This window comes from Pseudomonas sp. MWU12-2020 (assembly GCF_023100605.1).
GTDB lineage: Bacteria > Pseudomonadota > Gammaproteobacteria > Pseudomonadales > Pseudomonadaceae > Aquipseudomonas > Aquipseudomonas fluorescens_H.
Genome location: NZ_JALMEX010000001.1, coordinates 324,447 through 345,956 on the forward strand (window position 1 = coordinate 324,447; position 21,510 = coordinate 345,956).

General features: G+C 59.9%; 18 protein-coding genes. 12 read left to right on the forward strand and 6 right to left on the reverse strand.

Annotated elements, in window-relative coordinates:
* Window positions 1–260: 260 nt before the first annotated feature.
* Window positions 261–1,196, forward strand: a complete 936-nt coding sequence (locus M0814_RS01535; RefSeq protein ID WP_003225729.1) for a Ppx/GppA family phosphatase — start codon at window positions 261–263, stop codon at window positions 1,194–1,196.
* 123 nt (window positions 1,197–1,319) lie between these two features.
* On the opposite strand, the gene metE is transcribed toward M0814_RS01535, so the two are convergent.
* A complete protein-coding gene (gene metE / locus M0814_RS01540; protein ID WP_103486470.1) occupies window positions 1,320–3,608 on the reverse strand; it encodes a 5-methyltetrahydropteroyltriglutamate--homocysteine S-methyltransferase in 2,289 nt (762 codons plus the stop codon).
* 392 nt (window positions 3,609–4,000) lie between these two features.
* Here metE and M0814_RS01545 point away from each other — a divergent pair, with 392 nt between their 5' ends.
* The 3 genes from M0814_RS01545 to M0814_RS01555 all read left to right on the forward strand — a co-directional run bounded on the left by M0814_RS01545 (window position 4,001) and on the right by M0814_RS01555 (window position 7,502).
* Window positions 4,001–5,377 (forward strand): cystathionine beta-synthase, encoded by a 1,377-nt coding sequence (locus tag M0814_RS01545; protein ID WP_003225732.1) that lies wholly within the window; start codon window positions 4,001–4,003, stop codon window positions 5,375–5,377.
* Entirely contained in the window at window positions 5,374–6,546 is a 1,173-nt protein-coding gene (locus M0814_RS01550; protein ID WP_103486469.1) for a cystathionine gamma-synthase, read from the forward strand. The genes M0814_RS01545 and M0814_RS01550 overlap by 4 nt, the downstream gene beginning before the upstream one ends.
* Window positions 6,547–6,677: 131 nt before the next feature.
* Entirely contained in the window at window positions 6,678–7,502 is an 825-nt protein-coding gene (locus tag M0814_RS01555; protein WP_146774695.1) for a hypothetical protein, read from the forward strand.
* A 23-nt stretch (window positions 7,503–7,525) separates the two neighbouring features.
* Here M0814_RS01555 and M0814_RS01560 read toward each other — a convergent pair whose 3' ends face one another.
* Window positions 7,526–8,476 carry a toll/interleukin-1 receptor domain-containing protein gene (locus M0814_RS01560; RefSeq protein ID WP_103486692.1) on the reverse strand — a complete coding sequence of 317 codons (951 nt, stop codon included), beginning with the start codon at window positions 8,474–8,476 and terminating at the stop codon, window positions 7,526–7,528.
* An 844-nt stretch (window positions 8,477–9,320) separates the two neighbouring features.
* Here M0814_RS01560 and M0814_RS01565 point away from each other — a divergent pair.
* Together M0814_RS01565 and yecR are read left to right on the forward strand one after the other, a co-directional pair.
* Window positions 9,321–9,635: a hypothetical protein gene (locus M0814_RS01565; protein ID WP_003225735.1), complete on the forward strand. Its 315-nt coding sequence runs from the start codon at window positions 9,321–9,323 to the stop codon at window positions 9,633–9,635.
* Between the two features lie 33 nt (window positions 9,636–9,668).
* The gene (gene yecR, locus M0814_RS01570) at window positions 9,669–9,977 is read left to right on the forward strand and encodes a YecR family lipoprotein (RefSeq protein ID WP_003225737.1); all 309 of its coding nucleotides are present in this window, start codon (window positions 9,669–9,671) and stop codon (window positions 9,975–9,977) included.
* A gap of 2 nt (window positions 9,978–9,979) precedes the next feature.
* On the opposite strand, the gene M0814_RS01575 is transcribed toward yecR, so the two are convergent.
* On the reverse strand, window positions 9,980–11,605 hold the full coding sequence (locus tag M0814_RS01575; RefSeq protein WP_103483298.1) for a hybrid sensor histidine kinase/response regulator: 1,626 nt from the start codon (window positions 11,603–11,605) through the stop codon (window positions 9,980–9,982).
* A gap of 113 nt (window positions 11,606–11,718) precedes the next feature.
* Here M0814_RS01575 and M0814_RS01580 point away from each other — a divergent pair, with 113 nt between their 5' ends.
* Both M0814_RS01580 and M0814_RS01585 read left to right on the forward strand, forming a co-directional pair.
* The gene (locus tag M0814_RS01580) at window positions 11,719–12,333 is read left to right on the forward strand and encodes a response regulator transcription factor (protein ID WP_003225741.1); all 615 of its coding nucleotides are present in this window, start codon (window positions 11,719–11,721) and stop codon (window positions 12,331–12,333) included.
* 54 nt (window positions 12,334–12,387) lie between these two features.
* Window positions 12,388–12,582: a PLDc N-terminal domain-containing protein gene (locus tag M0814_RS01585; RefSeq protein WP_003225742.1), complete on the forward strand. Its 195-nt coding sequence runs from the start codon at window positions 12,388–12,390 to the stop codon at window positions 12,580–12,582.
* Between the two features lie 83 nt (window positions 12,583–12,665).
* Here the strand turns inward: M0814_RS01585 and M0814_RS01590 are convergent, their stop codons facing one another.
* Window positions 12,666–13,664 (reverse strand): bile acid:sodium symporter family protein, encoded by a 999-nt coding sequence (locus tag M0814_RS01590; RefSeq protein WP_103483297.1) that lies wholly within the window; start codon window positions 13,662–13,664, stop codon window positions 12,666–12,668.
* Between the two features lie 84 nt (window positions 13,665–13,748).
* Between M0814_RS01590 and M0814_RS01595 the strand changes: the two genes are divergently transcribed.
* The 3 genes from M0814_RS01595 to M0814_RS01605 all read left to right on the forward strand — a co-directional run bounded on the left by M0814_RS01595 (window position 13,749) and on the right by M0814_RS01605 (window position 17,545).
* A complete protein-coding gene (locus M0814_RS01595; protein ID WP_103483296.1) occupies window positions 13,749–14,537 on the forward strand; it encodes a helix-turn-helix transcriptional regulator in 789 nt (262 codons plus the stop codon).
* Window positions 14,538–14,676: 139 nt separating this feature from the next.
* Window positions 14,677–16,389, forward strand: a complete 1,713-nt coding sequence (locus M0814_RS01600) for an amidase (protein ID WP_103483295.1) — start codon at window positions 14,677–14,679, stop codon at window positions 16,387–16,389.
* A gap of 184 nt (window positions 16,390–16,573) precedes the next feature.
* Window positions 16,574–17,545, forward strand: a complete 972-nt coding sequence (locus M0814_RS01605; protein ID WP_103483294.1) for a TerC family protein — start codon at window positions 16,574–16,576, stop codon at window positions 17,543–17,545.
* A 232-nt stretch (window positions 17,546–17,777) separates the two neighbouring features.
* Here M0814_RS01605 and M0814_RS01610 read toward each other — a convergent pair whose 3' ends face one another.
* Window positions 17,778–18,878: a polyamine ABC transporter substrate-binding protein gene (locus M0814_RS01610; RefSeq protein WP_003225750.1), complete on the reverse strand. Its 1,101-nt coding sequence runs from the start codon at window positions 18,876–18,878 to the stop codon at window positions 17,778–17,780.
* A 299-nt stretch (window positions 18,879–19,177) separates the two neighbouring features.
* Window positions 19,178–20,599, reverse strand: a complete 1,422-nt coding sequence (locus M0814_RS01615) for a cytosine permease (protein ID WP_103483293.1) — start codon at window positions 20,597–20,599, stop codon at window positions 19,178–19,180.
* 323 nt (window positions 20,600–20,922) lie between these two features.
* Here M0814_RS01615 and M0814_RS01620 point away from each other — a divergent pair, with 323 nt between their 5' ends.
* A complete protein-coding gene (locus M0814_RS01620; RefSeq protein ID WP_003225754.1) occupies window positions 20,923–21,408 on the forward strand; it encodes a flavin reductase family protein in 486 nt (161 codons plus the stop codon).
* Window positions 21,409–21,510 lie beyond the last annotated feature (102 nt).

Consider the following 21,510-nt stretch of genomic DNA (forward strand, 5'->3'; position numbering starts at 1 on the left):
TAGCCAGGCGACGCCCACGATTGCAAACCTTGCGTAGGGATTGCCAAATCGCGGGCAAAAAAAAGCTGCCCAAAGAGGCAGCAAAAACTTTAAGAACACGCGATGTATTGGGGTCAGGATAGTCGCCGGATAATGACAGTGTCATGACAGCCAACAATTCACTGAACCGCCCCTGCCCCGTCATCAGGATGTCATCAAGCGCACCGCAGAATCCTCGCAAACCGTCTTGAGCCTTCGACGGATGCTTTGCAGGGATTCCCATGAAAGAAGACGCCTCGCTGTTTGCCGCCATCGACCTGGGTTCGAATGCGTTTCGGATGATGATCGGCCAGTCGGTGCGCAGTCGTAAGGGTTTCATGATTCAGGAAGTCAAAACCCTGCGTGAACCGGTGCGGTTGGCCGAGGGCTTCGACGGCGGTGCACTGGACGAAATGGCGCTGGATCGTGGCTGGCAGGCGCTGGCGCGGTTCGGCAAGAAACTGCGCGGCTTCGAGGCCGGCAAGGTGCGGGCAGTGGCGACCAGCGCGGTGCGCGAGGCCGACAATGCGCAGTTGTTTCTGCACAGTGCCGAACGTCATCTGGGCTTTCGCATCGACGTCATCTCCGGCCATGAAGAGGCGCGACTGGTCTATGCCGGCGTCGCCCATACCCTGCCGGGCGCCGAAGACATGCGCCTGGTGGTCGACATCGGCGGTGGTTCCACCGAGCTGATTCTCGGCCAGGGTTCGCAGCCGCTGCTCACCGAAAGCATCGCCATCGGCAGCGGCACTCTGGGTGCACGCTATTTCCCTGACGGACGGATTGCGCCCGGTGCGCTGCAGGAAGCCGAGCGCGTGGCGATCCTGCAATTCGAGAAAGTCGCCCGCCGCTATCGCGCTCAGGGCTGGCAACAGACCATTGGTTCCTCCGGCACGGCGCGGATGCTGGCGAAAGTGCTGAAAGCCAATCGCTTGAACGATTTCGGTCAGGACGGCATTACCTATGGCGGGTTGTTGCGTTTGTCGCTGTTGCTGCTGAAGGTGAAGAACGTGCAGCAGTTGAAACTCGCCGGTCTGCAGCCGCATCGCCAGAGCATTTTGCCCGGTGGGCTGGTGCTGATGCTGGCGGCGTTCAAGGTGTTTGGCATTTCGCAGATGGTGCCGTCGGAACCGGGGCTGCGCCTCGGTGTGTTGCACGGTTTGATGAGCCGTCACTGACACCCTACACACTCCAGTGTGGGAGCGGGCTTGCTCGCGAAGGCGGAGTGTCAGTCGAAAATTATTTAGCTGACACTCCGCTTTCGCGAGCAAGCCCGCTCCCACAGAGACGGAGTTAGCGCTTTACGCCAGTTCTTTGCGCAACTGCCGGGCAGCGGTAACCATGTGCACCAACGCCGCTTCAGTCTCCGGCCAGCCACGGGTTTTCAGACCGCAGTCCGGGTTGACCCACAACCGCTGCGCCGGAATCCGCTGCGCCGCCTTGCGCAGCAGGCTGGCCATCTCCGAAGCATCCGGCACCCGTGGCGAGTGGATGTCGTAAACGCCCGGGCCGATCTCGTTCGGGTAATCGAAGGCCTCGAACGCCTCCAGCAGTTCCATGTCCGAGCGCGAGGTTTCGATGGTGATCACGTCGGCGTCCATCGCCGCGATGGACTCGATCACATCATTGAATTCGCTGTAGCACATGTGCGTGTGGATTTGCGTTTCGTCGCGTACACCGGAGGCACACAGGCGGAACGCTTCGGTTGCCCAGTCCAGATAGTGCTGCCATTGCGCGCGGCGCAGCGGCAGACCTTCGCGGAATGCGGCTTCGTCGATCTGCACGATCCTGATCCCGGCGGCTTCCAGATCCACCACTTCGTCACGAAGCGCCAGCGCCAGTTGCCGCGCCTGCACTTCACGGGACACATCTTCGCGCGGGAACGACCACATCAGCATGGTCACCGGACCGGTCAACATGCCTTTCATCACCTTGCCGGTCAGGCCCTGGGCGTAGCGGATCCACTCCACGGTCATGGCTTGCGGACGGCTCAAATCACCGAAGATCACCGCCGGTTTCACGCAGCGCGAACCGTAGCTCTGTACCCAGCCAAAACGGGTGAACGCATAGCCGTCGAGTTGCTCGGCGAAGTACTCGACCATGTCGTTGCGCTCGGCTTCTCCGTGCACCAGTACGTCGAGGCCCAGTTGCTCCTGGATTTGCACGGCGTGACGGATCTCGCTGTACATGGCTTCGGTGTATTCGGCTTCGCTCAGCTTGCCTTGCTTGAACGACTGCCGCGCCAGACGGATCGACGCGGTTTGCGGGAACGAACCGATAGTCGTTGTCGGAAACAGCGGCAGATCGAGACCGGCGCGTTGCTGGGCAATGCGCTGGGTAAATGGCGATTGGCGCTGACTGTCCTGCGCGGTAATGGCCGCCACACGGGCCTGCACCGCCGGTTTATGAATGCGTGGCGAGGCGGCGCGGCTGGTCTGCACCGAGCGACTTTGGGCCAAGGCGCGCAGCACTTTCGGCGCTTCCGGCTGGTTGACCGCCTGCGCCAGCACCGCAACTTCCTCGCACTTCTGCACGGCAAACGCCAGCCAGCTTTTCAGCTCCGCATCGAGTTTGTCTTCGCGGCCCAGATCCACCGGACTGTGCAGCAACGAGCAGGACGGCGCGACCCACAGGCGATCACCCAGACGCTCATGTGCATGCTGCAAAGTCGCCAGCGCATGTTCCAGGTCGCAGCGCCAGACGTTGCGGCCGTTGACCACACCCAGCGACAGCACTTTATAGGCCGGCAGGCGATCAAGGATGGTCGGGTACTGGTCCGGCGCACGCACCAGATCGATGTGCAAACCGTCGACCGGCAGGTTCGCCGCCAGACCGAGGTTTTCTTCCAGACCGCCGAAGTAGGTGGCGAGCAGTTTCTTCAGCGGATCACGCTGGATCTGGTTGTAGGCACGCTCGAAAGCGTTCTTCCACTCCTGCGGCAAATCGAGCACCAGAATCGGCTCGTCGATCTGCACCCATTCCACGCCGAGGGCGGCAAGCCGCGCGAAAATCTGCCCGTACAGCGGCAGCAGGCGATCGAGCAGTTCCAGCTTGTCGAACTCGGCGCCTTTGGCCTTGCCCAGCCACAGATAAGTCAGTGGCCCGATGATCACCGGTTTGACGTTATGCCCCAGTGCGCGGGCTTCTTCGACCTCTTCGAACAACTGCTCCCAGCCGAGCTGGAACTGTTGATCAACGCTGAATTCCGGGACCAGATAGTGGTAGTTGGTGTCGAACCACTTGGTCATTTCCTGGGCGTGCGCACCGCCGCAGCAGCTGTCGCTGACGCCACGGGCCATGCTGAACAGGGTCTGCAGGCTGGCCTTGCCATCGTGCGGACGGAAACGCTCGGGGATCACTCCGAACATCAGCGAGTGGGTCAGCACCTGGTCGTACCAGGCGAAATCCCCCACCGGCAGCAGCTCGATCCCGGCGTTCTTCTGCAACGCCCAGTGGGCCTTGCGCAACTCGCGACCCACTTCACGCAGGCCGGCCTCGTTCAGTTCTCCTTTCCAGAACGCCTCTTGCGCTTTTTTCAGTTCGCGGTCGCGACCGATGCGCGGAAATCCGAGGGAATGGGCCAGTGCCATGACAAACAACTCCAATGTCTTGTTGATGGCGGCCATTGTCGGGATCGAGCGCTAGTGAGACAAACTCATTTTAATCTTGATGATCACAAGTTTCCCTCATGATCAGCCATCAGCAGAGTGCTCGCTGAAAACACCGTTTGCCCTGCAGGATATTCGTCCGCAGATCAAGCGGTGGGGGACGGTTACGACGCCCTTTGAATACTCAATGGCGCCATGATGTAAACCCTCTGGAACCCAGCCTTTGCAGGCTTCGATTCTGTTCTATGGTTAGATCGAAATGGCTGTATCGGCGGCTGACTAAAGGTTGCGACAGATCATGTCTGCGCCTATGTTGCACGCGAGCTTTTCCCCGCGAATGGAACGCGATCAACACCACTACAAGAGGTGAAGAAATGTCAAAGGATTCACGCCCTGCCGTACTTGGGCTGATCGGCAATACGCCGCTGGTACAAGTTACCCGCTTCGATACCGGCCTCTGCACACTGTTTCTCAAACTGGAATCACAAAACCCCGGCGGCTCGATCAAGGACCGCGTCGGTCTGGCGATGATCGATGCCGCTGAACGCGACGGCCGCCTGCAACCGGGTGGCACCATCGTCGAGGCCACCGCCGGCAACACCGGTCTGGGCCTGGCACTGGTCGGCCGCGCCAAAGGCTACCGCGTGGTGCTGGTAGTCCCGGACAAAATGTCCACCGAGAAAGTCCTGCACTTGAAAGCCATGGGCGCCGAAGTGCACATCACCCGCTCGGACGTCGGCAAGGGCCACCCCGAGTATTACCAGGACGTGGCCGCACGACTGGCAAAAGACATTCCCGGCGCGTTCTTCGCCGACCAGTTCAACAACCCCGCCAACCCGCTGGCACACGAGTGCAGCACCGCGCCGGAGATCTGGGCGCAGACCGAGCATGATCTGGACGCGATCGTGGTCGGTGTCGGTTCCTCCGGTACCCTGACCGGCCTGAGTCGCTTCTTCAAACGCGTACAACCGGATCTGGAGATGGTCCTCGCCGACCCGGTCGGTTCGGTAATGGCTCAGTACAGCCGCGACGGCACGATGCCGACCCCCGGTTCGTGGGCGGTAGAAGGCATCGGCGAGGATTTCATTCCGTCGATCACCGACCTCAGCAGCGTGCGCCACGCCTACTCGATCAGCGATGAAGAAAGCTTCGACCACGCGCGCCAGTTGTTGCGCGCCGAAGGCATTCTCGGTGGCTCGTCGACCGGCACCCTGCTCGCCGCCGCGCTGCGTTACTGCCGCGAACAGACCGAGCCGAAACGCGTGGTCAGCTTCGTCTGCGACACCGGCACGCGTTATCTGTCGAAGGTCTACAACGACCAGTGGATGACCGATCAGGGCCTGTTGCAGCGCAAACGCTATGGCGACCTGCGCGATCTAATCGCCCGACGTTTCGAAGATGGCCGCGTGATCAGCGTCGGTCCCGACGACACCCTGTTGACCGCGTTCCAGCGCATGCGTCTGGCGGACGTTTCGCAACTGCCGGTGCTGGTTGAAGGCAAACAACTGGTCGGCGTGATCGACGAATCGGACATCCTGCTGCCCGTGCACGAAGACGCCGCACGCTTCAGCCAGTCGGTTTCCAGCGTGATGACCGACAAACTGCAAACCCTCGCCCCCGGTGCGCCCCTCTCTGAGCTGGAATCAGTGCTCAGTCGCGGCCTGGTGGCGATCATCGCCGACGCCTCGGGCTTCCACGGCCTGATCACCCGCACCGACATGCTCAACCAATTACGGAGATCCCTCGCATGAGTCAGCACGACGATAAATCCCAAGGCTTCGCGACCCGGGTGATCCACGCCGGGCAAGAGCCTGACCCGACCACCGGTGCGCTGATGCCGCCGATCTACGCCAACTCGACGTACCTGCAAGACAGCCCCGGCGTACACAAGGGCTTCGACTACGGGCGCTCGCACAACCCGACGCGCTTTGCGCTGGAGCGCTGTGTGGCGGATCTGGAAGGTGGCACCCGCGCCTTCGCTTTCGCTTCCGGGCTGGCGACGATTTCCACTGTCCTCGAACTGATCGATGCCGGATCGCACGTGATCTCCGGCAATGACCTGTACGGCGGCACGTTCCGCCTGTTCGACAAGGTGCGCCAGCGCAGTGCCGGGCATCGTTTCAGCTACGTCGATCTGACTGACCTGTCGGCGTTCGAAGCGGCGCTGCAGGACGACACACGCCTGGTCATTGTCGAGTCACCGACCAACCCGTTGCTGAGCCTGTCGGATCTGGCCGCGATTGCGCGCATCTGCCGTGCACGCGGGATCATCAGCGTCGCCGACAACACCTTTGCCAGCCCGTACATTCAGCGTCCGCTGGAACTGGGTTTCGACATCGTGTTGCACTCGACCACCAAGTACCTGAACGGTCACTCCGACGTGATCGGTGGTATCGCAGTGGTTGGGCAGAACCCTGAACTGGCGGAAAAACTCGGCTTCCTGCAGAACGCGGTCGGCGCGATCTCCGGGCCGTTCGACGCATTCCTGACCCTGCGCGGGGTAAAAACCCTGGCGCTGCGCATGGAGCGTCATTGCAGCAACGCGCTGGAACTGGCCAAGTGGCTGGAGCAGCAACCGCAGGTCAAACGCGTCTACTACCCGGGCCTGCCGTCGCACCCGCAACATGAGTTGGCCAAGCGGCAGATGTACGGTTTTGGCGGGATGATTTCGGTGGATCTGAACAGTGATCTGGAGGGCGCACGGCGTTTTCTGGAAAACGTGAAGATCTTTGCCCTGGCCGAAAGCCTCGGCGGTGTCGAAAGCCTGATCGAGCACCCGGCGATCATGACCCACGCGACCATTCCCGCTGAAACCCGCGCAAAACTTGGAATCGGCGATGGCCTGGTGCGTCTGTCGGTGGGGGTCGAAGACCTCGAAGACCTGCGCGCCGATCTGGCGCACGCACTGACCAAAATCTGATCCTGCAACAACGACAAAGCCCGCAGCAATGCGGGCTTTGGTGTTCGAGTAGGCGGCCAGTGCTGGTCTCTGGCTTACAAGGTTTATCGGGCCTCTCACAGTACGAACAAACCTCTCCTTGCAACCATTCAATGTTGCACTTTGAACCAAGCATTGCAGGCCACCATGCGGAAATAGTGGCACTTAGCCTTGCCTCCGGGCAGAATCACTGGTCGGCGGAATATGCCCCAGGCACGTCGCGCTATTCACAGATCCGGCTCGAAATCCCAAGTCTATTTACTTTATATCTGCGCAATGAAAATGGAGTGTTCATGCAAACCTGGATAGCAATCGCTATAAGTTTCGTCGTAATCATTTGTGCATTCATGTTTCTTGCCTGGGTTCTGACGTCTGCACTTGAAGACTATTTCAAATCAAAATGGGAGAAGGATTTCAACGAAGACTTGATTCTGGCCATCAAAATCAGCCAGCCTTCATGGCCGCAAATCCTGCAAATTGCCGCTTCTCGCCAGGTCAGGAACGAGCGCATCTATTGGATTCTGCAACGACTGCTCAGGGAAATACTGACAGGAAGAAACACCGAGTTGAGTGCACACAGAGATTTGGTAGAAAGCTATATCGCACAGATGAAAGAGACGGAGCCTTTCGAGGGAATGCCCAAGGAAATAAGAATCCACCTTGAGCGCCTGCGAGAGCAGTTGACGACCCCTGCACAGTCCATGGAACCGTTAGCCAACCAAATACGTGAACTGCTCGCCGTAAACGACAAAGAACGAAAGCAACAGAAGTACTACACGACAGGCGGATTTTTTATCGGTATTTTTGGACTCGCTTTTGCGATCTATCCATTGGTGTCTCCAAATACACCCTCGCCGCCCGAGACAGCGAGCACGCAATCGACATTGTCTGCCCCTCAGCGACCAGCCCCCCAACAGGACACTCTTTCCGGAAAATAGCGGGCGGCCGGCTATGTATTCGATTACACCAGATGTTCTAGCGCTGCGTAGCCTTCGGCGTCGTTGAGAAGGATATTGATCAGTTCGGCAGGTGCGAGATTGAACGACTCAGTCTTATAAGTCATGGCGAATACGCTTCTGGCCAGAATCGCACCAGCCGAAGTCAGCATTGCTTGGTCGCCCGAGCTTTCACGATCCGGAAAAAACGCCGACATGGTCGCGGTTCCCAGCGCACACATGCCTCGCGACGGACTAAAGTAATCCCAATGCCAGCGTCCTTTTGAAGGGCAATACGTCGGATTATCGTCACCCAGCATGCCCCCCCACTCGTCGCTATCCCACATCCACTGAGCCGGGAGTAACAATCGCGGTTGCTGCCCAGTTTGAAACACCCGCACTTCATGAGTACGTGCAGTCCCCCATAACTCCATGTTCTGACGCCTGAAATAAGCGTTGGCCCGCTGGCGCAGATCATATGCCTTGAGCCTTTCCGCAATATTGGTGCTCACTTGTGCCTGCGTCGCTCCGTCAGCTACACCGAGTAATAAAGAGCTCAAGTCCAAACCGCGCTCATGTAACGGATGAACATTCAGGTAAGCCCTGCCTGCCAGCGGCTCTGGCAAGTCCGCTGAGCTATCGGCGTCGAAAATCAATGGAATGATCCTGACGCCAACGTGATCAGCGATTTGCGTCAGCATCTGCAGTTCTCGATGCAAGCCAGAGTTGACCCGCTGCGCTGCGACCAGATAGTCGCTGTCACAAATACAAAACACATTGATCGGCCGTTGCTCTAGCGCACGGGCAATGACGTTGTCGATCGATTCACCGAATCCAATACTGTCCCGATCCCAGAACACTCGATATTTCCAATCAAGAGGCTCGATAATGCGCTGGCGTAACCATTCCTTTTGCTGCAGCGACCCACCCCACGCATAGGAAATAAAAATCGCGTCCTTTTTTTCCTCTTTCAGCATTCGAACAGATTCCTTTTAGTATGAGTGTCACCGGCAACCAGAATCGTGAGAGCAGGATAATGTCCGAGCAACAGTCTATAAACTCTCATTCAACGCATCACTCGCGGCGTCTTAATGATTTCGCATTCCGTCGCTACGGCGAGATCCCTTTCAGCGAGGCATAAAAGCGTCGGGGATCAACTTCGCCATCGGTTCCGTCACTGACAACAGCTCCGGCCGTTTTGCCTGATCCCAATTGAACCCCGGCAAAACTGGATATCGGTGATGGCATTGTGCGTTTTTCGGTGGATCTCGAAGACCTGCGCGCCGATCTGGCGCACGCACTGACGAAAATCTGATCCTGCAACAATGACAAAGCCCGCAGCAATGCGGGCTTTGGTGTTCGAGTAGGCGGCCAGTGCTGGTCTCTGGCTTACAAGGTTTATCGGGCCTCTCACAGTACAAAAGCAACCATGGAAAAAGAGCGGCGCTTTGCTGCCTCACACGGCATAAGGGCTGGATCTCAGCGCGGAGATCTTTCTAACCGTGTACCCTTCGGAACGCGCCCCACGTCCCCTTGCTATCCGCTTGCGCATCAGTCTGCGTCTTCGCCTACATCCTTGAGCCTAGCAAAAGCCACAAGATCCGCCTCGGTGTTTTTAGACTGATTTCCTTTTTTGCACCGGCCTGCAAGGAAGCTAAACGACTATCGCCTCAGGTCGCACTAGCACATTTGTGCTAATCGACCGCCCCGCCACCCGGCGTTATATTCCCTCGCACCCCCCGATGCTCCCCAACATTGCCGCTGTGCAGTGCGCGGGATCGTTGTGCCTGGAAATCAGAACAACACCAAGGAAGAAACACCATGAAACTGCATTCCAACCTCTGCAGAGTGGCCATCGTCAGTGCTCTGCTGCTTGGCGCCAGCGGCTGCCAGACCGCCAAGCCCACCGAAGCCAGCATGAAAGAACGCGCCCAGACGGTCATCGGTAAACCGGTGTCGAAAATCGACAACATCCGCAGCGACAGCACCCTCACCTACTACACCGCCTACACCCCGGCCGGCGAATACAACTGCGAGTTGCCCAGCGGCGCGATTGTCGCCGTGGCGAGCATGGGCATCATGAGCCCGCCACTGTCGTGCCTGCCGAAAGGCGCCTCGCCGATTCCGTTCCAGTAATCCCTCATCCCCGGTAAAGGACTACGTTCCATCATGAAAACCCTGATCGCAACTCTCACCCTCACCGCCCTCGCCCTGAGCGGCTGCGCCACGCCCAAACAATGGGAAGCCACCGGCGGCAGCAAGAACGACGGTGTCGTCCAGGTCTCCTACGAATTGGGCCAGTTTGAAAGCGGCCAGACCAACGCCGCGCAAGGCTTGACTGTCGCGATGGAGCGCTGCAAGACCTGGGGCTACAAGAACGCCGAGGTGACCGGTTCGGAGAAAAATATCTGCCGCACCATGGGCCAGTTCAACTGCCTGCAAACCACCATCACTCAGGACTACCTCTGCAAGCGTTGAAATCAGATCTGCGCGACCGGCTCGGTTTGCCGGTCGCGCAGGGCTCGCAAGGTCGCGCGCAGCTCGGCCGGGCGTACCGGTTTGGACAGGATGGCAATTTGGCGGTCGTGCAAGGCCGCCTGTATTTTCTCGATGTCGTGCCCGGTGATGATCATCGCCGGCACCGCAAAACCACGCTGGCGCCGCACAGCGTCAATGCACTCGATACCCGTGGAATGCGTTCCCAGATCGTAATCGGCGACGATGATGTCGCAATCGGTGACCAGACCCTGTCCGCTCAACTCGCCCTGCACCACGCAGCCCCAGCGCTCCAGCAGCGCGGACGTCGCCAGCAACACGTTGCGGTCATCTTCCACCAGACACACCTTCAGCCCGGTCAACAGGCCGACCTGCCGCACATCGTCACGATTGACCGGCAACTGGGGTGCCATGGCCAGCGGCAAGCCATACAGCGTGACCGCCGTGCCGCGCCCAAGCTGCGAGCGCAAGGCTACATCGACGCCAATCAACTGTCCCAGACGCTTGACGATCGACAGGCCGAGGCCGACGCCTTCCACGTCTTTGTCGCGTACCTGACGCACCCGATAAAACTCCTCGAAGACCCTCGGCAGGTGCTCCTCGGCAATGCCGTTGCCGCGGTCATAAATCACGATGGCCAGCCCGCCGCCGCGTTTGCGCACGCCGATCAGCACCGGGCGTTGCGCGCCGTACTTGAAGCAGTTGGAGAGCACGTTTTGCACCAGGGTCGCGAGCACCGCCGGATCGCTCTGCACCCAGTGTTTGCATGGGCGCAGGCGCAACTCCACGCCGGCCCAGCGCGCGGCCTCGGCGTTCTGGCGGATCAGATCGGCCAGCCACTCGCCGAGATTGAACACCTGCAGCCTGGGCAGGATGCGCCCGTTGTCGAGGGTGTAAAGGTCGAGAATCGAACGGAACAACTGCGAGACGTTGAGCAACGAACGGTCGATGTTGTCGACCAGTTGCCGCTCCTGCTCGCCGAGCCGCGACTCGCGCAGGCACGCCGTGAACAGACCGATGGAGTGAATCGGTTGACGCAGATCGTGACTGGCCTGGGCGAGAAACCGCGACTTTTCCAGATTGGCCGCGACGGCTTCTTCCGACGCCTTGCGCGTGCGCTCCAGCAGCAAGTGCGCGTAGAACGGGATCACCGTGCTGGTGAGCATCAACATCAACACCATGAACGGTTGCGCCTGCCACACCGGCGTCAAGCGATACACCGCCAGCAGCGCCACCAGCGCCAGACCGGTGGCAATCGCCAGATAGCGCGAGCCGTAGCGCATGCCGTTGCCCAGATTGACCCAGATGATCACCGCGTACAGCGGCAACGCCGCTTCACCGCCGAGCACCAGGCCGAAACAGGTGCCGGTGTAATCGTGGACCATGCCGAAAATCCGCCGCGCCGGGTAATGCCCGGGCCAGCGCGCAATGGCCTGGCGCAAGCCGACCGACACCAGCAGAAACACGAAGATGTAAGTCATTACCGGCAGATAAGTATCGAAGCGCTGACCCGGCAGCACACCGAGCACGCCGATGTAAACCATGGCAATGCTGGCGATGATGATCCGCAGATTGGCCTGGTCGAGTTCGGTGTTTTTCTCGAACTTCATGGGCAACGTCCTTGTGCAACAGTCGTCAGATTCAACACCAATCGACAGGCGACCCTGGCGCGCGGTGCTATGGTGCATGCCATAAACAACACTGATCCAGGGAGGGTCACGCCATGACATGCCGCATCATCATAGCCGACGATCACCCGATGTTTCGCGAGGCCATGCTGCGCACCGTGCAGCGCCTGCTGCCCGAAGCGACTATCGAAGAAGCCGGGGACCTCGACGCCGTGCTGGCCTTGCTGCCCAACGGCAGCGAACCGGACACGTTGATTCTCGACCTGCGCTTCCCTGGCCTGACCTGCATCAGCCAACTCGCCGACCTGCGCCGAAAACTGCCGCGCACCACGCTGATTGTGGTGTCGATGGTCGACGACGAGGCGCTGATCAGTGAAGTGATGGCGGCCGGCATCGACGGTTTCATTGGCAAGAACATCGCCCCGGATGAGATCGGCCAGGCGATTCTGGCGATCCGTGAAGGCGAAGTGCTGGTCAGGTTTGCACCTTCCGGGCTGTTGCCGCTGGAGACCGGCACCGCCCTCACCCCGCGTCAGCAGGATGTGTTGCGGCTGATCGCCCAAGGCAAGACCAACAAGGAAATCGCTCGGGAACTGGATATCTCGCCGTTCACCGTGCGCATCCATGTGTCGTCGTTGTTGCGCACACTCAATGTGCCGTCGCGGGCAGCCGCGGCGGTGAAGTATTCGGGAGGCAGTGGCGCAATTTAAATGAACCCTGCGCGCCGAGGCTCACCTAACTGAAAGACCATCAGGAGGTAGCCCATGCAAATTGAACCCGTCTGGATCGTACTCGCCGTCGTTCTTGTGCTCATTGAATTGTGGGCGATCAACCGCGTGCGCAAAAGCGCCGGTAAAGGCAGCAACAAAGGCGTGTGGATTATCGCCATCGTGTTCGTGCCGTTGTTTGGCCTGATTGCCTGGGCACTGGCCGGGCCGAAACACGTTACTCAGGATTGAAGGATTCTTGCGCTGTAATGCCCTGTGCGGTCAACTGTGGGAGCGAGCCTGCTCGCGATGGCTGACCGCCGGGCAACACTGCATTACGGATCAACTTGCGCCATCAACTCCGGCACCGATTCCGGCCGCTTGGCATAACGCTGCGCCAGCACCGCACAAACCATCAGCTGAATCTGATGGAACAGCATCAGCGGCAGAATCAACACGCCGATGGTGCTGCCGGCAAACAACACCTGCGCCATCGGCACGCCGGTGGCCAGACTCTTCTTCGAACCGCAGAACAGAATGGTGATGCGATCCTCCTGACTGAAGCCGAACGCCTTGCCCAGCAGGGTCGACGCCAGCAGCACCAGCGCCAGCAGGATGCAGCAGACCACCACCAACCCCAGCAGATCGACCACCGGAATCTGATGCCAGATGCCTTCGTTGACCGCCTCGCTGAACGCGCTATAAACCACCAGCAGAATCGAACCCTGATCGACAAACTTCAGCCAGTTCTTGTTGCGTCCGACCCACGCACCGATCCAGCGGCGAGCGATCTGCCCGGCAATGAACGGCAGCAGCAGTTGCACGCTGATCTTCAGAATTGCATCAAGAGTCGAGCCGCCATCGCCGTGTACGTTCAACAGCAGGGTCACCAGTAACGGGGTGAGGAAGATCCCGAACAGGCTCGAGGCCGCCGCACTGCAGATCGCTGCCGGAATATTGCCCCGGGCCAGCGAGGTGAAGGCAATCGCCGACTGCACGGTGGCGGGCAACGCGCAGAGGTAGAGCATGCCCATGTACAGCTTGTCGCCGATCAGCGGAGACAGCAGCGGTTTCAGCGCCAGGCCGAGGATCGGGAACAGCACAAAGGTCAGGCCGAACACCAACAGGTGCAGGCGCCAGTGGCCGGCACCGGCGATGATTGATTCACGCGACAGTTTGGCGCCGTGGAGGAAGAACAGCAGCGCGATGGCAATGTTGGTCAGCCAGCCAAACCCCACCGCGACCTGCCCGCTGGCCGGCAGGAAACTGGCCAGCAGCACGACGCTGATCAAGGTCAGGGTGAAGTTGTCGGGCAGGAATCTTGGGCGGGTCATGGTTTGCTCATCCGGGGGTTGCCAGTACGTGATTGCGACTCTAACGTGAGTGGGAATTACCGACTAACGCCGAAGAGCCAACAGATGCCGCCTAAAGGACATGAGAAAAGCTTCCGGCGCAGCATTCCCGGACTGCCCAGCCTGCCGCGTCCGCTATACGGGCGCACCGAATCGCTGCCCAATCGTGCACTGACCCGGCGCCACAGTCACCCGTGGGTGCAATTGTCGTACGCGATTCAGGGCGTGCTCGAAGTGCAGACCGGCGCTGGACGCTTCGTTGCCCCACCGGAGCGCGCGGTGTGGATTCCGGCGGGCGTACCGCACCGTGTGTTCAGCTCGCCGCACACGGAAATGCGCAGCCTGTACATCGACTGCAGCGTGGCCGGCTGGGCGCTTGAACGTTGTCATGTGTTGGGCGTCAGCGACCTGTTGCGCGAGCTGATTCGCGCGTTCAGTCTGGTTCCGGTGGAGTACGACGAGCGCGGCGCGCATGGCCGCCTGGCCCAGGTGATCCTCGATCAACTGGCCGAGGCGCCGCAGATCGACCTGATGCTGCCACTGCCCCAGGACAGCCGTCTGCGACAGATCTATCAAAGCCTGGAGCAACATCCGGAACAGCAGACCACGCTGCACCATTGGAGCGACAAATTCGGCGTCACCGAAAAAACCCTCAGCCGCCTGTTTTTACGTGACACCGGCCTGACCTTCCGTGCCTGGCGTCAGCGCTTGCGATTGCTCGGCGCACTGACCCCGCTGGAACGTGGCGAACGCGTCACCGACGTGGCTCTGGCCTGCGGTTATGACTCGACCTCGGCGTTCATCGCTGCCTTTCGGCAACAGTTTGGCGAGACACCGGGAGAATTTTTTCGTTGAGTTTTGTCGATATTTATCGAATTAGCACATGCCATTCGGCAAAGTTCAGGGTACAGTTTCGTCCATACGAAATTCTCTATGCGTTTCGACCATAACCATAATGACCCACCCCTTTAGCGAACCTGTCGGCGGTAACAGCATGATCGAAGTCACTGAAGTCTCCATTGCTCAATTACGCGCGGCGCTCGAAGCCGGCCAGACCACCGCGGTTGAACTGGTGCAGGCCTATCTGGCCCGGATCGACGCCTATGACGGCCCGAACACCGCCACTGCACTGAATGCCGTGGTCGTACGCTATCCCGAAGCACTGGCAGAGGCCCAGGCGTCCGATGCACGCCGCGCCAAGGGCGAAACCCTCGGCCCGCTCGACGGCATCCCTTACACCGCCAAGGACAGCTATCTGGTCAAGGGTCTGACCGCGGCTTCCGGCAGCCCGGCATTCGCCGATCTGGTGGCACATCGCGACGCCTTCACCATCGAACGCCTGCGTGCCGCCGGAGCGATCTGCCTGGGCAAGACCAATATGCCGCCGATGGCCAATGGCGGCATGCAACGCGGAGTCTATGGCCGTGCCGAAAGTCCGTACAACGCGGCCTACCTGACCGCGCCGTTTGCCTCCGGCTCGTCCAACGGTGCCGGCACCGCCACTGCCGCGAGTTTTTCGGCGTTCGGTCTGGCGGAAGAAACCTGGTCGAGTGGTCGCGGCCCGGCGTCGAACAACGGTTTGTGCGCCTACACGCCGTCACGCGGGGTGATTTCGGTGCGCGGCAACTGGCCGCTGACGCCGACCATGGACGTGGTCGTGCCGTACGCCCGAACCATGGCCGACCTGCTCGAAGTGCTCGACGTGGTAGTCGCTGAAGACCCTGACACCCGTGGCGATCTGTGGCGCCTGCAGCCGTGGGTGCCGATCCCGAGCGTCGACGCGGTGCGCCCGGCCTCCTACGCCGAGTTGGCCGTGAAGTCCGATGCACTGGCCGGCAAACGCCTCGGTGTGCCGAAGATGTACATCAACGCCGATCCTGAAGCCGGCACCAGCGAAGCCCCAGGCATCGGCGGCCCGACCGGGCAGCGCATCAACACTCGTGCGTCAGTGATCGACCTGTGGAAACAGGCCCGCGCCGCGCTGGAAGCAGCCGGCGCCGAAGTCATCGAAGTAGACTTCCCGCTGGTCTCCAACTGCGAAGGCGATCGTCCGGGCGCACCGACCGTGTTCAATCGCGGCATCGTCTCCAAGGAGTTCCTGCATCACGAACTGTGGGACCTGTCGGCCTGGGCCTTCGATGATTTCCTGCGCGCCAACGGCGATCCGAAGCTCAATCGCCTGGCCGATGTCGACGGACCGAAGATCTTCCCGCACGACCCGGGCACCCTGCCGAACCGTGAGGGCGACCTGGCCGCCGGCATGGACGAATACGTGCGCATGGCCCAACGCGGCATCACCCCGTGGGACCAGATCCCGACCCTGCCGGACGGCCTGCGCGGTCTGGAAAAGACCCGCAAGCTCGATCTCGAAGACTGGATGGATGCACTGAAACTCGACGCGGTGCTGTTCCCGACCAACGCCGACGTTGGCCCAGCGGATGCCGATATCAATCCGGAATCGGCAGACATCGCCTGGAGCAACGGCATCTGGGTCGCCAACGGCAACCTGGCGATCCGTCACCTCGGCGTTCCGACCGTCACCGTGCCGATGGGCATCATGGCCGACATCGGCATGCCGGTCGGCCTGACCTTCGCCGGTCGTGCCTACGATGACTCGAACCTTTTGCGTCTGGCCTCGGCGTTTGAGGCAACTGGCTCGAAGCGCTTGGTGCCACCGCGCACTCCGGCGCTGACTGCCGGCAAGTAAGCGAACACGGACGGGATTGAGGCCGCAAAAGGTCTCAATCCCCGCCGCGGCTATTCCCCTACCTGATCACGACACTTCGCTTTTCCCGAACTATCCATCAGAAATAAGCGATTTTTCTTACAACCAAACTCGCCGCTAGCATGGCCCTGCCTGACCCTAATTCAAAAAAACCAGGGAGCCAGCCATGCCAACCACCAACATCAATATCGGCGAACCATGGATGTGGGGCGCGTTTATCGTCTTCGTCCTCGCCATGCTTGCGCTGGACCTGTTCGTCTTCGGCGGACGCAAGGCACACCGCGTTTCAGTGCGGGAAGCGTCCTGTTGGGTGATCGCCTGGTGCGCACTGGCCATGGCCTTCGCCGGTTTGCTCTGGTGGTATCTGCACGGCGAGTTCGGCGCCGAGATTGCCCAGCGCAAGACACTGGAATTCCTCACCGGTTATTTGATCGAGCAGTCGCTGTCGATCGACAACATGTTCGTCTTCGTGATGATCTTCAGCTACTTCGCCGTGCCGCCGGAATTGCAACGCCGGGTGCTGCTCTACGGCGTGCTCGGGGCGATCGTGATGCGCGCGGCGATGATCTTCGCCGGGGTGTGGCTGGTGTCGCAGTTCGAGTGGCTGCTGTATGCCTTCGGCGCATTTCTGATCTTTACCGGGATCAAGATGCTGATGTTTGCCGAGCAACAACCGGACCTCGATAAAAACCCGTTGCTGCGCTGGGTGCGCGGGCATTTGCGGATCACTCAGGGCTTTCATGGTGAACGCTTTTTCGTGCGGCAGAACGGCGTGCGCTGGGCGACGCCGATGTTCCTGGTGCTAGTGCTGATCGAAGCCAGCGACCTGATGTTCGCGGTCGACAGCATCCCGGCGATCTTCGCGGTCACTACCGATCCGTTCATCGTGTTCACCTCGAACATCTTCGCAATCATGGGACTGCGGGCGCTGTACTTCCTGCTGGCAGACATGGCCGACCGCTTTCATCTACTCAAGTACGGACTGGCGATTGTGCTGGTGTTTATCGGCGGCAAGATGACGCTGATGCCTTGGTTTCACATGCCGGTGGAATGGTCGCTGGCGGTGGTGGGCGGGGTGATTCTGGGGTCGGTATTGTTGAGTCTGATGATGAGTAAAAACGCGCCACAAAACCTGTAGGAGTGAGCCTGCTCACAATGCGGTGCGGCATTCAATAAAGGTGTCGGCTGACCCGACGCCTTCGCGAGCAAGCCCGCTCCCACAGGTGATAGTCGGTGGATGGAGGATCCGGGGCTGGCCGAGATCAAAGGGTGGGAGTGGGCTTGCTCACGAAGGGGCCGGCACATTCAGCATCAATGTTGACTGACCCGACGCCCTCGCGAGCAGGCTCACTCCTCCAGAGGGTGTGCGGCTACTTGTCGGATTTGATGCTGGTCCACACCCGCGTGCGTACGCGCTCGAGTTTTTGCGGCAGTGGCTGGACCACATACAGGGTTTTCAGCGCTTCGCTGGTCGGCGTCAGGTTCGGGTTGCCGGTGATGTCTTTATTCACCAGCGGCATCGAGTCCTTGTTCACGTTCGGGTAGCCGAGGAAGTCGCTGATCGGCGCAATGACTTTTGGATCGAGCAAGGTGTTGAGGAATTCATGCGCCTCTTCGACATTCTTCGCACTCTTCGGAATCGCGAAAGTATCGAACCAGATCGGCGCGCCTTCCTTCGGCAAGCGCCAGTCAACCACCACACCGTTGCCCGCCTCTTTCGCGCGATTACCGAACTGGTAGAAGCTACCGGAATAGCCGATGGCCACGCAGATGTCGCCATTGGCGATGTCGGTCATGTACTTGGCCGAGTTGAAGTAGGTCACGTACGGACGAATCTTCAGCATCAGGTCCTTGGCCTTTTCATAGTCGGCCGGGTTCTGGCTGTTCGGATCGAGACCGAGGTAATGCAGGGCCAGCGGGAGGATTTCCGACGGCGAATCGAGCATCGCTACGCCGCAGGATTTGAGCTTCTCCATGTTCTCCGGCTTGAACACCAGATCCCAGCTGTCCACCGGCGCGTTGTCGCCGAGGGCAGCCTTGACCTTGGCCGGGTTGAAACCGATCAGCACCGTGCCGTACATGTAGGGCACGCCATACTGGTTGCCCGGATCGTTGGCGTCGAGCAACTTGAGCAGCGCCGGATCCTGGTGGCTCCAGTTCGGCAGTTTCGACTTGTCGAGTTTCTGGAACACGCCGGCCTTGATCTGGGTGTCGATGAACTGGTTCGACGGCACCACCAGGTCGTAGCCGGAGTTGCCGGTGAGCAACTTGGCCTCCAGCGATTCGTTGGTGTCGAAGGTGTCCCAGGTCACTTTGATGCCAGTCTTCGCGGCGAAATCCTTGGGCACCGACGGCAGGATGTAATCCGCCCAGTTGTAGACCCGCAGCTCGCGCTGTTCGGCGTGTACCGCGCTGGCCAGCAGCGTCAGCCCACACACGGTGGCACCCAGAATGCGTTTCATCGTGACCATGGTTGTTTCCCCGGATTGCGACGTGAGATCGATGGTTTTTATGTTCTGTACACGGCAGCGGCTGTAAAGGTAGCCAAGGGCAAGGAAGGTCCAGCGTTTTGTTGTGGCTTTGATTCTTGCCGACCGCGGGGTCGCGGCACAGTGGGGGATGGGCCAAAAGGGGATCGAAATGGCCAATTTGAATGACCGCTGGAATGCGGAAGCTGGACGGGGGATCACTTGTGGTGAGGGGATTCATCCCCGATGGGGCGCGAAGCGGCCCCCTTTATATCTCAAAGGGGGGGCCGCACTCGCTGATTTCACGACTGCTTCGCAGCCGATCGGGGATAAATCCCCTCGCCACGTTGATTCTGGGTCTGCCCACGTGTGGCGAGGCAGTAATACAACGGCACTGTCACCACCAGGCCGAACAGCCACGACAGGTCGGCGCCATCGACCAGATTGGCGTACGGCCCGACATACAACGAGGTATTGGCGAACGGCAGTTGCACAATGATCCCGATGAAGTAGGCAATGATCGCGTGCAGATTGAAGCGCCCGTAAATGCCGCCGTCCGCGCGGAAAATCGAGGTGATGTCATAGCTGCCGCGCTTGATCAGGTAGAAGTCGATCAGGTTGATCGACGCCCACGGCACCAGTACCAGCAGCAACGCCAGAATCAGCCCGATGAACTGCGAAATGAAATTCGCCGAGGCACCCAGCGCCACCACGCAGCACCCCGCCAGCACCACGCTCGACAACAGCACACGCACCTTGATGCTCGGCGTCCACTGACTGGCAAAGGTCTGGATCGAGGTGATGATCGACAGCACCGCGCCGTACAGATTCAGCGCGTTGTGGCTGATGATATTGAGCAGAAACAACACCATCAGAATCGGTCCCAGCCACCCGGTGGACTGCTTGACCGCAGCCATCGCTTCGGTGCCTTCAGGCGTTGCCAGAACCGCTACGGCACCGAAGCTGAACGACAGAATCGTCCCCAGCGTCGCCCCCAGATAAGTGGCCCAGAACGGTTTGGCGATACCGATATCCGCCGGCAGGTAACGCGAATAATCGGACACGTACGGCGAGAAGCTGATCTGCCAGATGATCCCCAGCGACACCGTCGCCAGCCAGCCCGACAGGTTGAAACTGCCGCGCGTCAGGAAGTCTGCCGGCAAGTCGTGAGCGAATATGTAAATGAAACCGGCGAGCAGCGCGCTGCCCATCACCCATGTGCCGATGCGGTTGAGCGTGTGGATGAAGTTGTAGCCGATCACGCCAATCGCCGTGGCCGCCAGCGCACCGATCAAAATACTCAGCGGTGCCGGCACCGATGGCGCAATACCGACAATCGATTTCCCGGCAAGCACGATGTTGGAAATGAAGAAACCGATGTAGATCAGCGCCGCAAAAAACACGATCAGCAGTGCGCCGTAACGCCCGAACTGGCCACGACTCTGGACCATTTGCGGAATGCCCATGCGCGGGCCCTGCGCCGACGCCAGGGCGATCACCACGCCGCCGATCAGGTGCCCCAGCGCAATCGCCAGCAGCCCCCAAAGCAAGTCGAGATGGAACACCTGAACCACCATGGCGCCGGTGACGATGGGCAGTGGCGCGATGTTGGTGCTGAACCATAAGGTGAAAAGGTCGCGGGCCTTCCCGTGGCGTTCCGCGAGTGGGACGTAGTCGACCGTGTGATTCTCGATCAACGGATCTTGCCGGGACATCTGGGACATATGCATGAACTCGAGTTTGTCTGTTCTTATCTTTGTATGAAGCCAAACCGGGGGAACTCTGGGTCGCCCCTCAGATGCAGACCATATTATGGTATTCCAAACATTTCACAAGACTGATCCGTAGTTTGCGGCGCTATCTGATTCACCATCCTCACTGATACTGCGGCCTGCAGGCCAGCCACTAGCCCAATAAACGCTGAGTTTCCGACGAAAGCACCACGTTTATCGGTTCAGCCTAAAAGCCCTTGCAAAGAAAAAATACTGGTATACCATCAGACCAACAAATACATAAAAATCGCGTCACAACACCCGAGGACCGTCCAATGATCGATGCTGCCATCTACAAACAAGTCATGGGCTCGTTTCCGTCCGGCGTCACAGTCATCACCACGCTGGACGATGACGGTCAGATCGTCGGCCTCACCGCCAGCGCCTTCAGCTCGCTGTCGATGGACCCGGCCCTGGTGCTGTTCTGCCCCAACTACAGCTCCGATTCTTATCCCGTGCTGATCAAGAACAAACGCTTCGCGATCCACGTCCTCTCCGGCGGCCAGCAGAGCGAAGCCTACGCCTTCGCCCGTAAAGGCAAGGACAAGGCGCAGGGCATCGAGTGGACGTTGAGCGAGCTGGGCAACCCGATCCTGGCCAACGCGACGGCTATCATCGAGTGTGAGTTGTGGCGCGAATACGAAGGTGGTGACCACGCGATCATGGTCGGCGCGGTGAAGAACCTGATCGTCCCGGAGCAGCACACCGGGCCGCTGGTGTATTGCCACGGCAAGATGGGCGCCCTGCCCGTTCTGGCCTGAGCAAAACTTCAACCCCACACAAATCCACTGTGGGAGGGGGCTTGCTCCCGAAGGCGATGTGTCAGCCACCAGAGATGTCGATTGATCCAGCGCTTTCGGGAG

What these genes read in the sequence shown, in the direction of transcription:
- M0814_RS01535 (WP_003225729.1), top strand. Translation starts at nt 261, where the DNA reads ATGAAAGAAGACGCCTCGCTGTTTGCCGCCATCGACCTGGGTTCGAAT.
- metE (WP_103486470.1), bottom strand. Translation starts at nt 3,608, where the DNA reads ATGGCACTGGCCCATTCCCTCGGATTTCCGCGCATCGGTCGCGACCGC.
- M0814_RS01545 (WP_003225732.1), top strand. Translation starts at nt 4,001, where the DNA reads ATGTCAAAGGATTCACGCCCTGCCGTACTTGGGCTGATCGGCAATACG.
- M0814_RS01550 (WP_103486469.1), top strand. Translation starts at nt 5,374, where the DNA reads ATGAGTCAGCACGACGATAAATCCCAAGGCTTCGCGACCCGGGTGATC.
- M0814_RS01555 (WP_146774695.1), top strand. Translation starts at nt 6,678, where the DNA reads ATGTTGCACTTTGAACCAAGCATTGCAGGCCACCATGCGGAAATAGTG.
- M0814_RS01560 (WP_103486692.1), bottom strand. Translation starts at nt 8,476, where the DNA reads ATGCTGAAAGAGGAAAAAAAGGACGCGATTTTTATTTCCTATGCGTGG.
- M0814_RS01565 (WP_003225735.1), top strand. Translation starts at nt 9,321, where the DNA reads ATGAAACTGCATTCCAACCTCTGCAGAGTGGCCATCGTCAGTGCTCTG.
- yecR (WP_003225737.1), top strand. Translation starts at nt 9,669, where the DNA reads ATGAAAACCCTGATCGCAACTCTCACCCTCACCGCCCTCGCCCTGAGC.
- M0814_RS01575 (WP_103483298.1), bottom strand. Translation starts at nt 11,605, where the DNA reads ATGAAGTTCGAGAAAAACACCGAACTCGACCAGGCCAATCTGCGGATC.
- M0814_RS01580 (WP_003225741.1), top strand. Translation starts at nt 11,719, where the DNA reads ATGACATGCCGCATCATCATAGCCGACGATCACCCGATGTTTCGCGAG.
- M0814_RS01585 (WP_003225742.1), top strand. Translation starts at nt 12,388, where the DNA reads ATGCAAATTGAACCCGTCTGGATCGTACTCGCCGTCGTTCTTGTGCTC.
- M0814_RS01590 (WP_103483297.1), bottom strand. Translation starts at nt 13,664, where the DNA reads ATGACCCGCCCAAGATTCCTGCCCGACAACTTCACCCTGACCTTGATC.
- M0814_RS01595 (WP_103483296.1), top strand. Translation starts at nt 13,749, where the DNA reads ATGCCGCCTAAAGGACATGAGAAAAGCTTCCGGCGCAGCATTCCCGGA.
- M0814_RS01600 (WP_103483295.1), top strand. Translation starts at nt 14,677, where the DNA reads ATGATCGAAGTCACTGAAGTCTCCATTGCTCAATTACGCGCGGCGCTC.
- M0814_RS01605 (WP_103483294.1), top strand. Translation starts at nt 16,574, where the DNA reads ATGCCAACCACCAACATCAATATCGGCGAACCATGGATGTGGGGCGCG.
- M0814_RS01610 (WP_003225750.1), bottom strand. Translation starts at nt 18,878, where the DNA reads ATGGTCACGATGAAACGCATTCTGGGTGCCACCGTGTGTGGGCTGACG.
- M0814_RS01615 (WP_103483293.1), bottom strand. Translation starts at nt 20,599, where the DNA reads ATGTCCCAGATGTCCCGGCAAGATCCGTTGATCGAGAATCACACGGTC.
- M0814_RS01620 (WP_003225754.1), top strand. Translation starts at nt 20,923, where the DNA reads ATGATCGATGCTGCCATCTACAAACAAGTCATGGGCTCGTTTCCGTCC.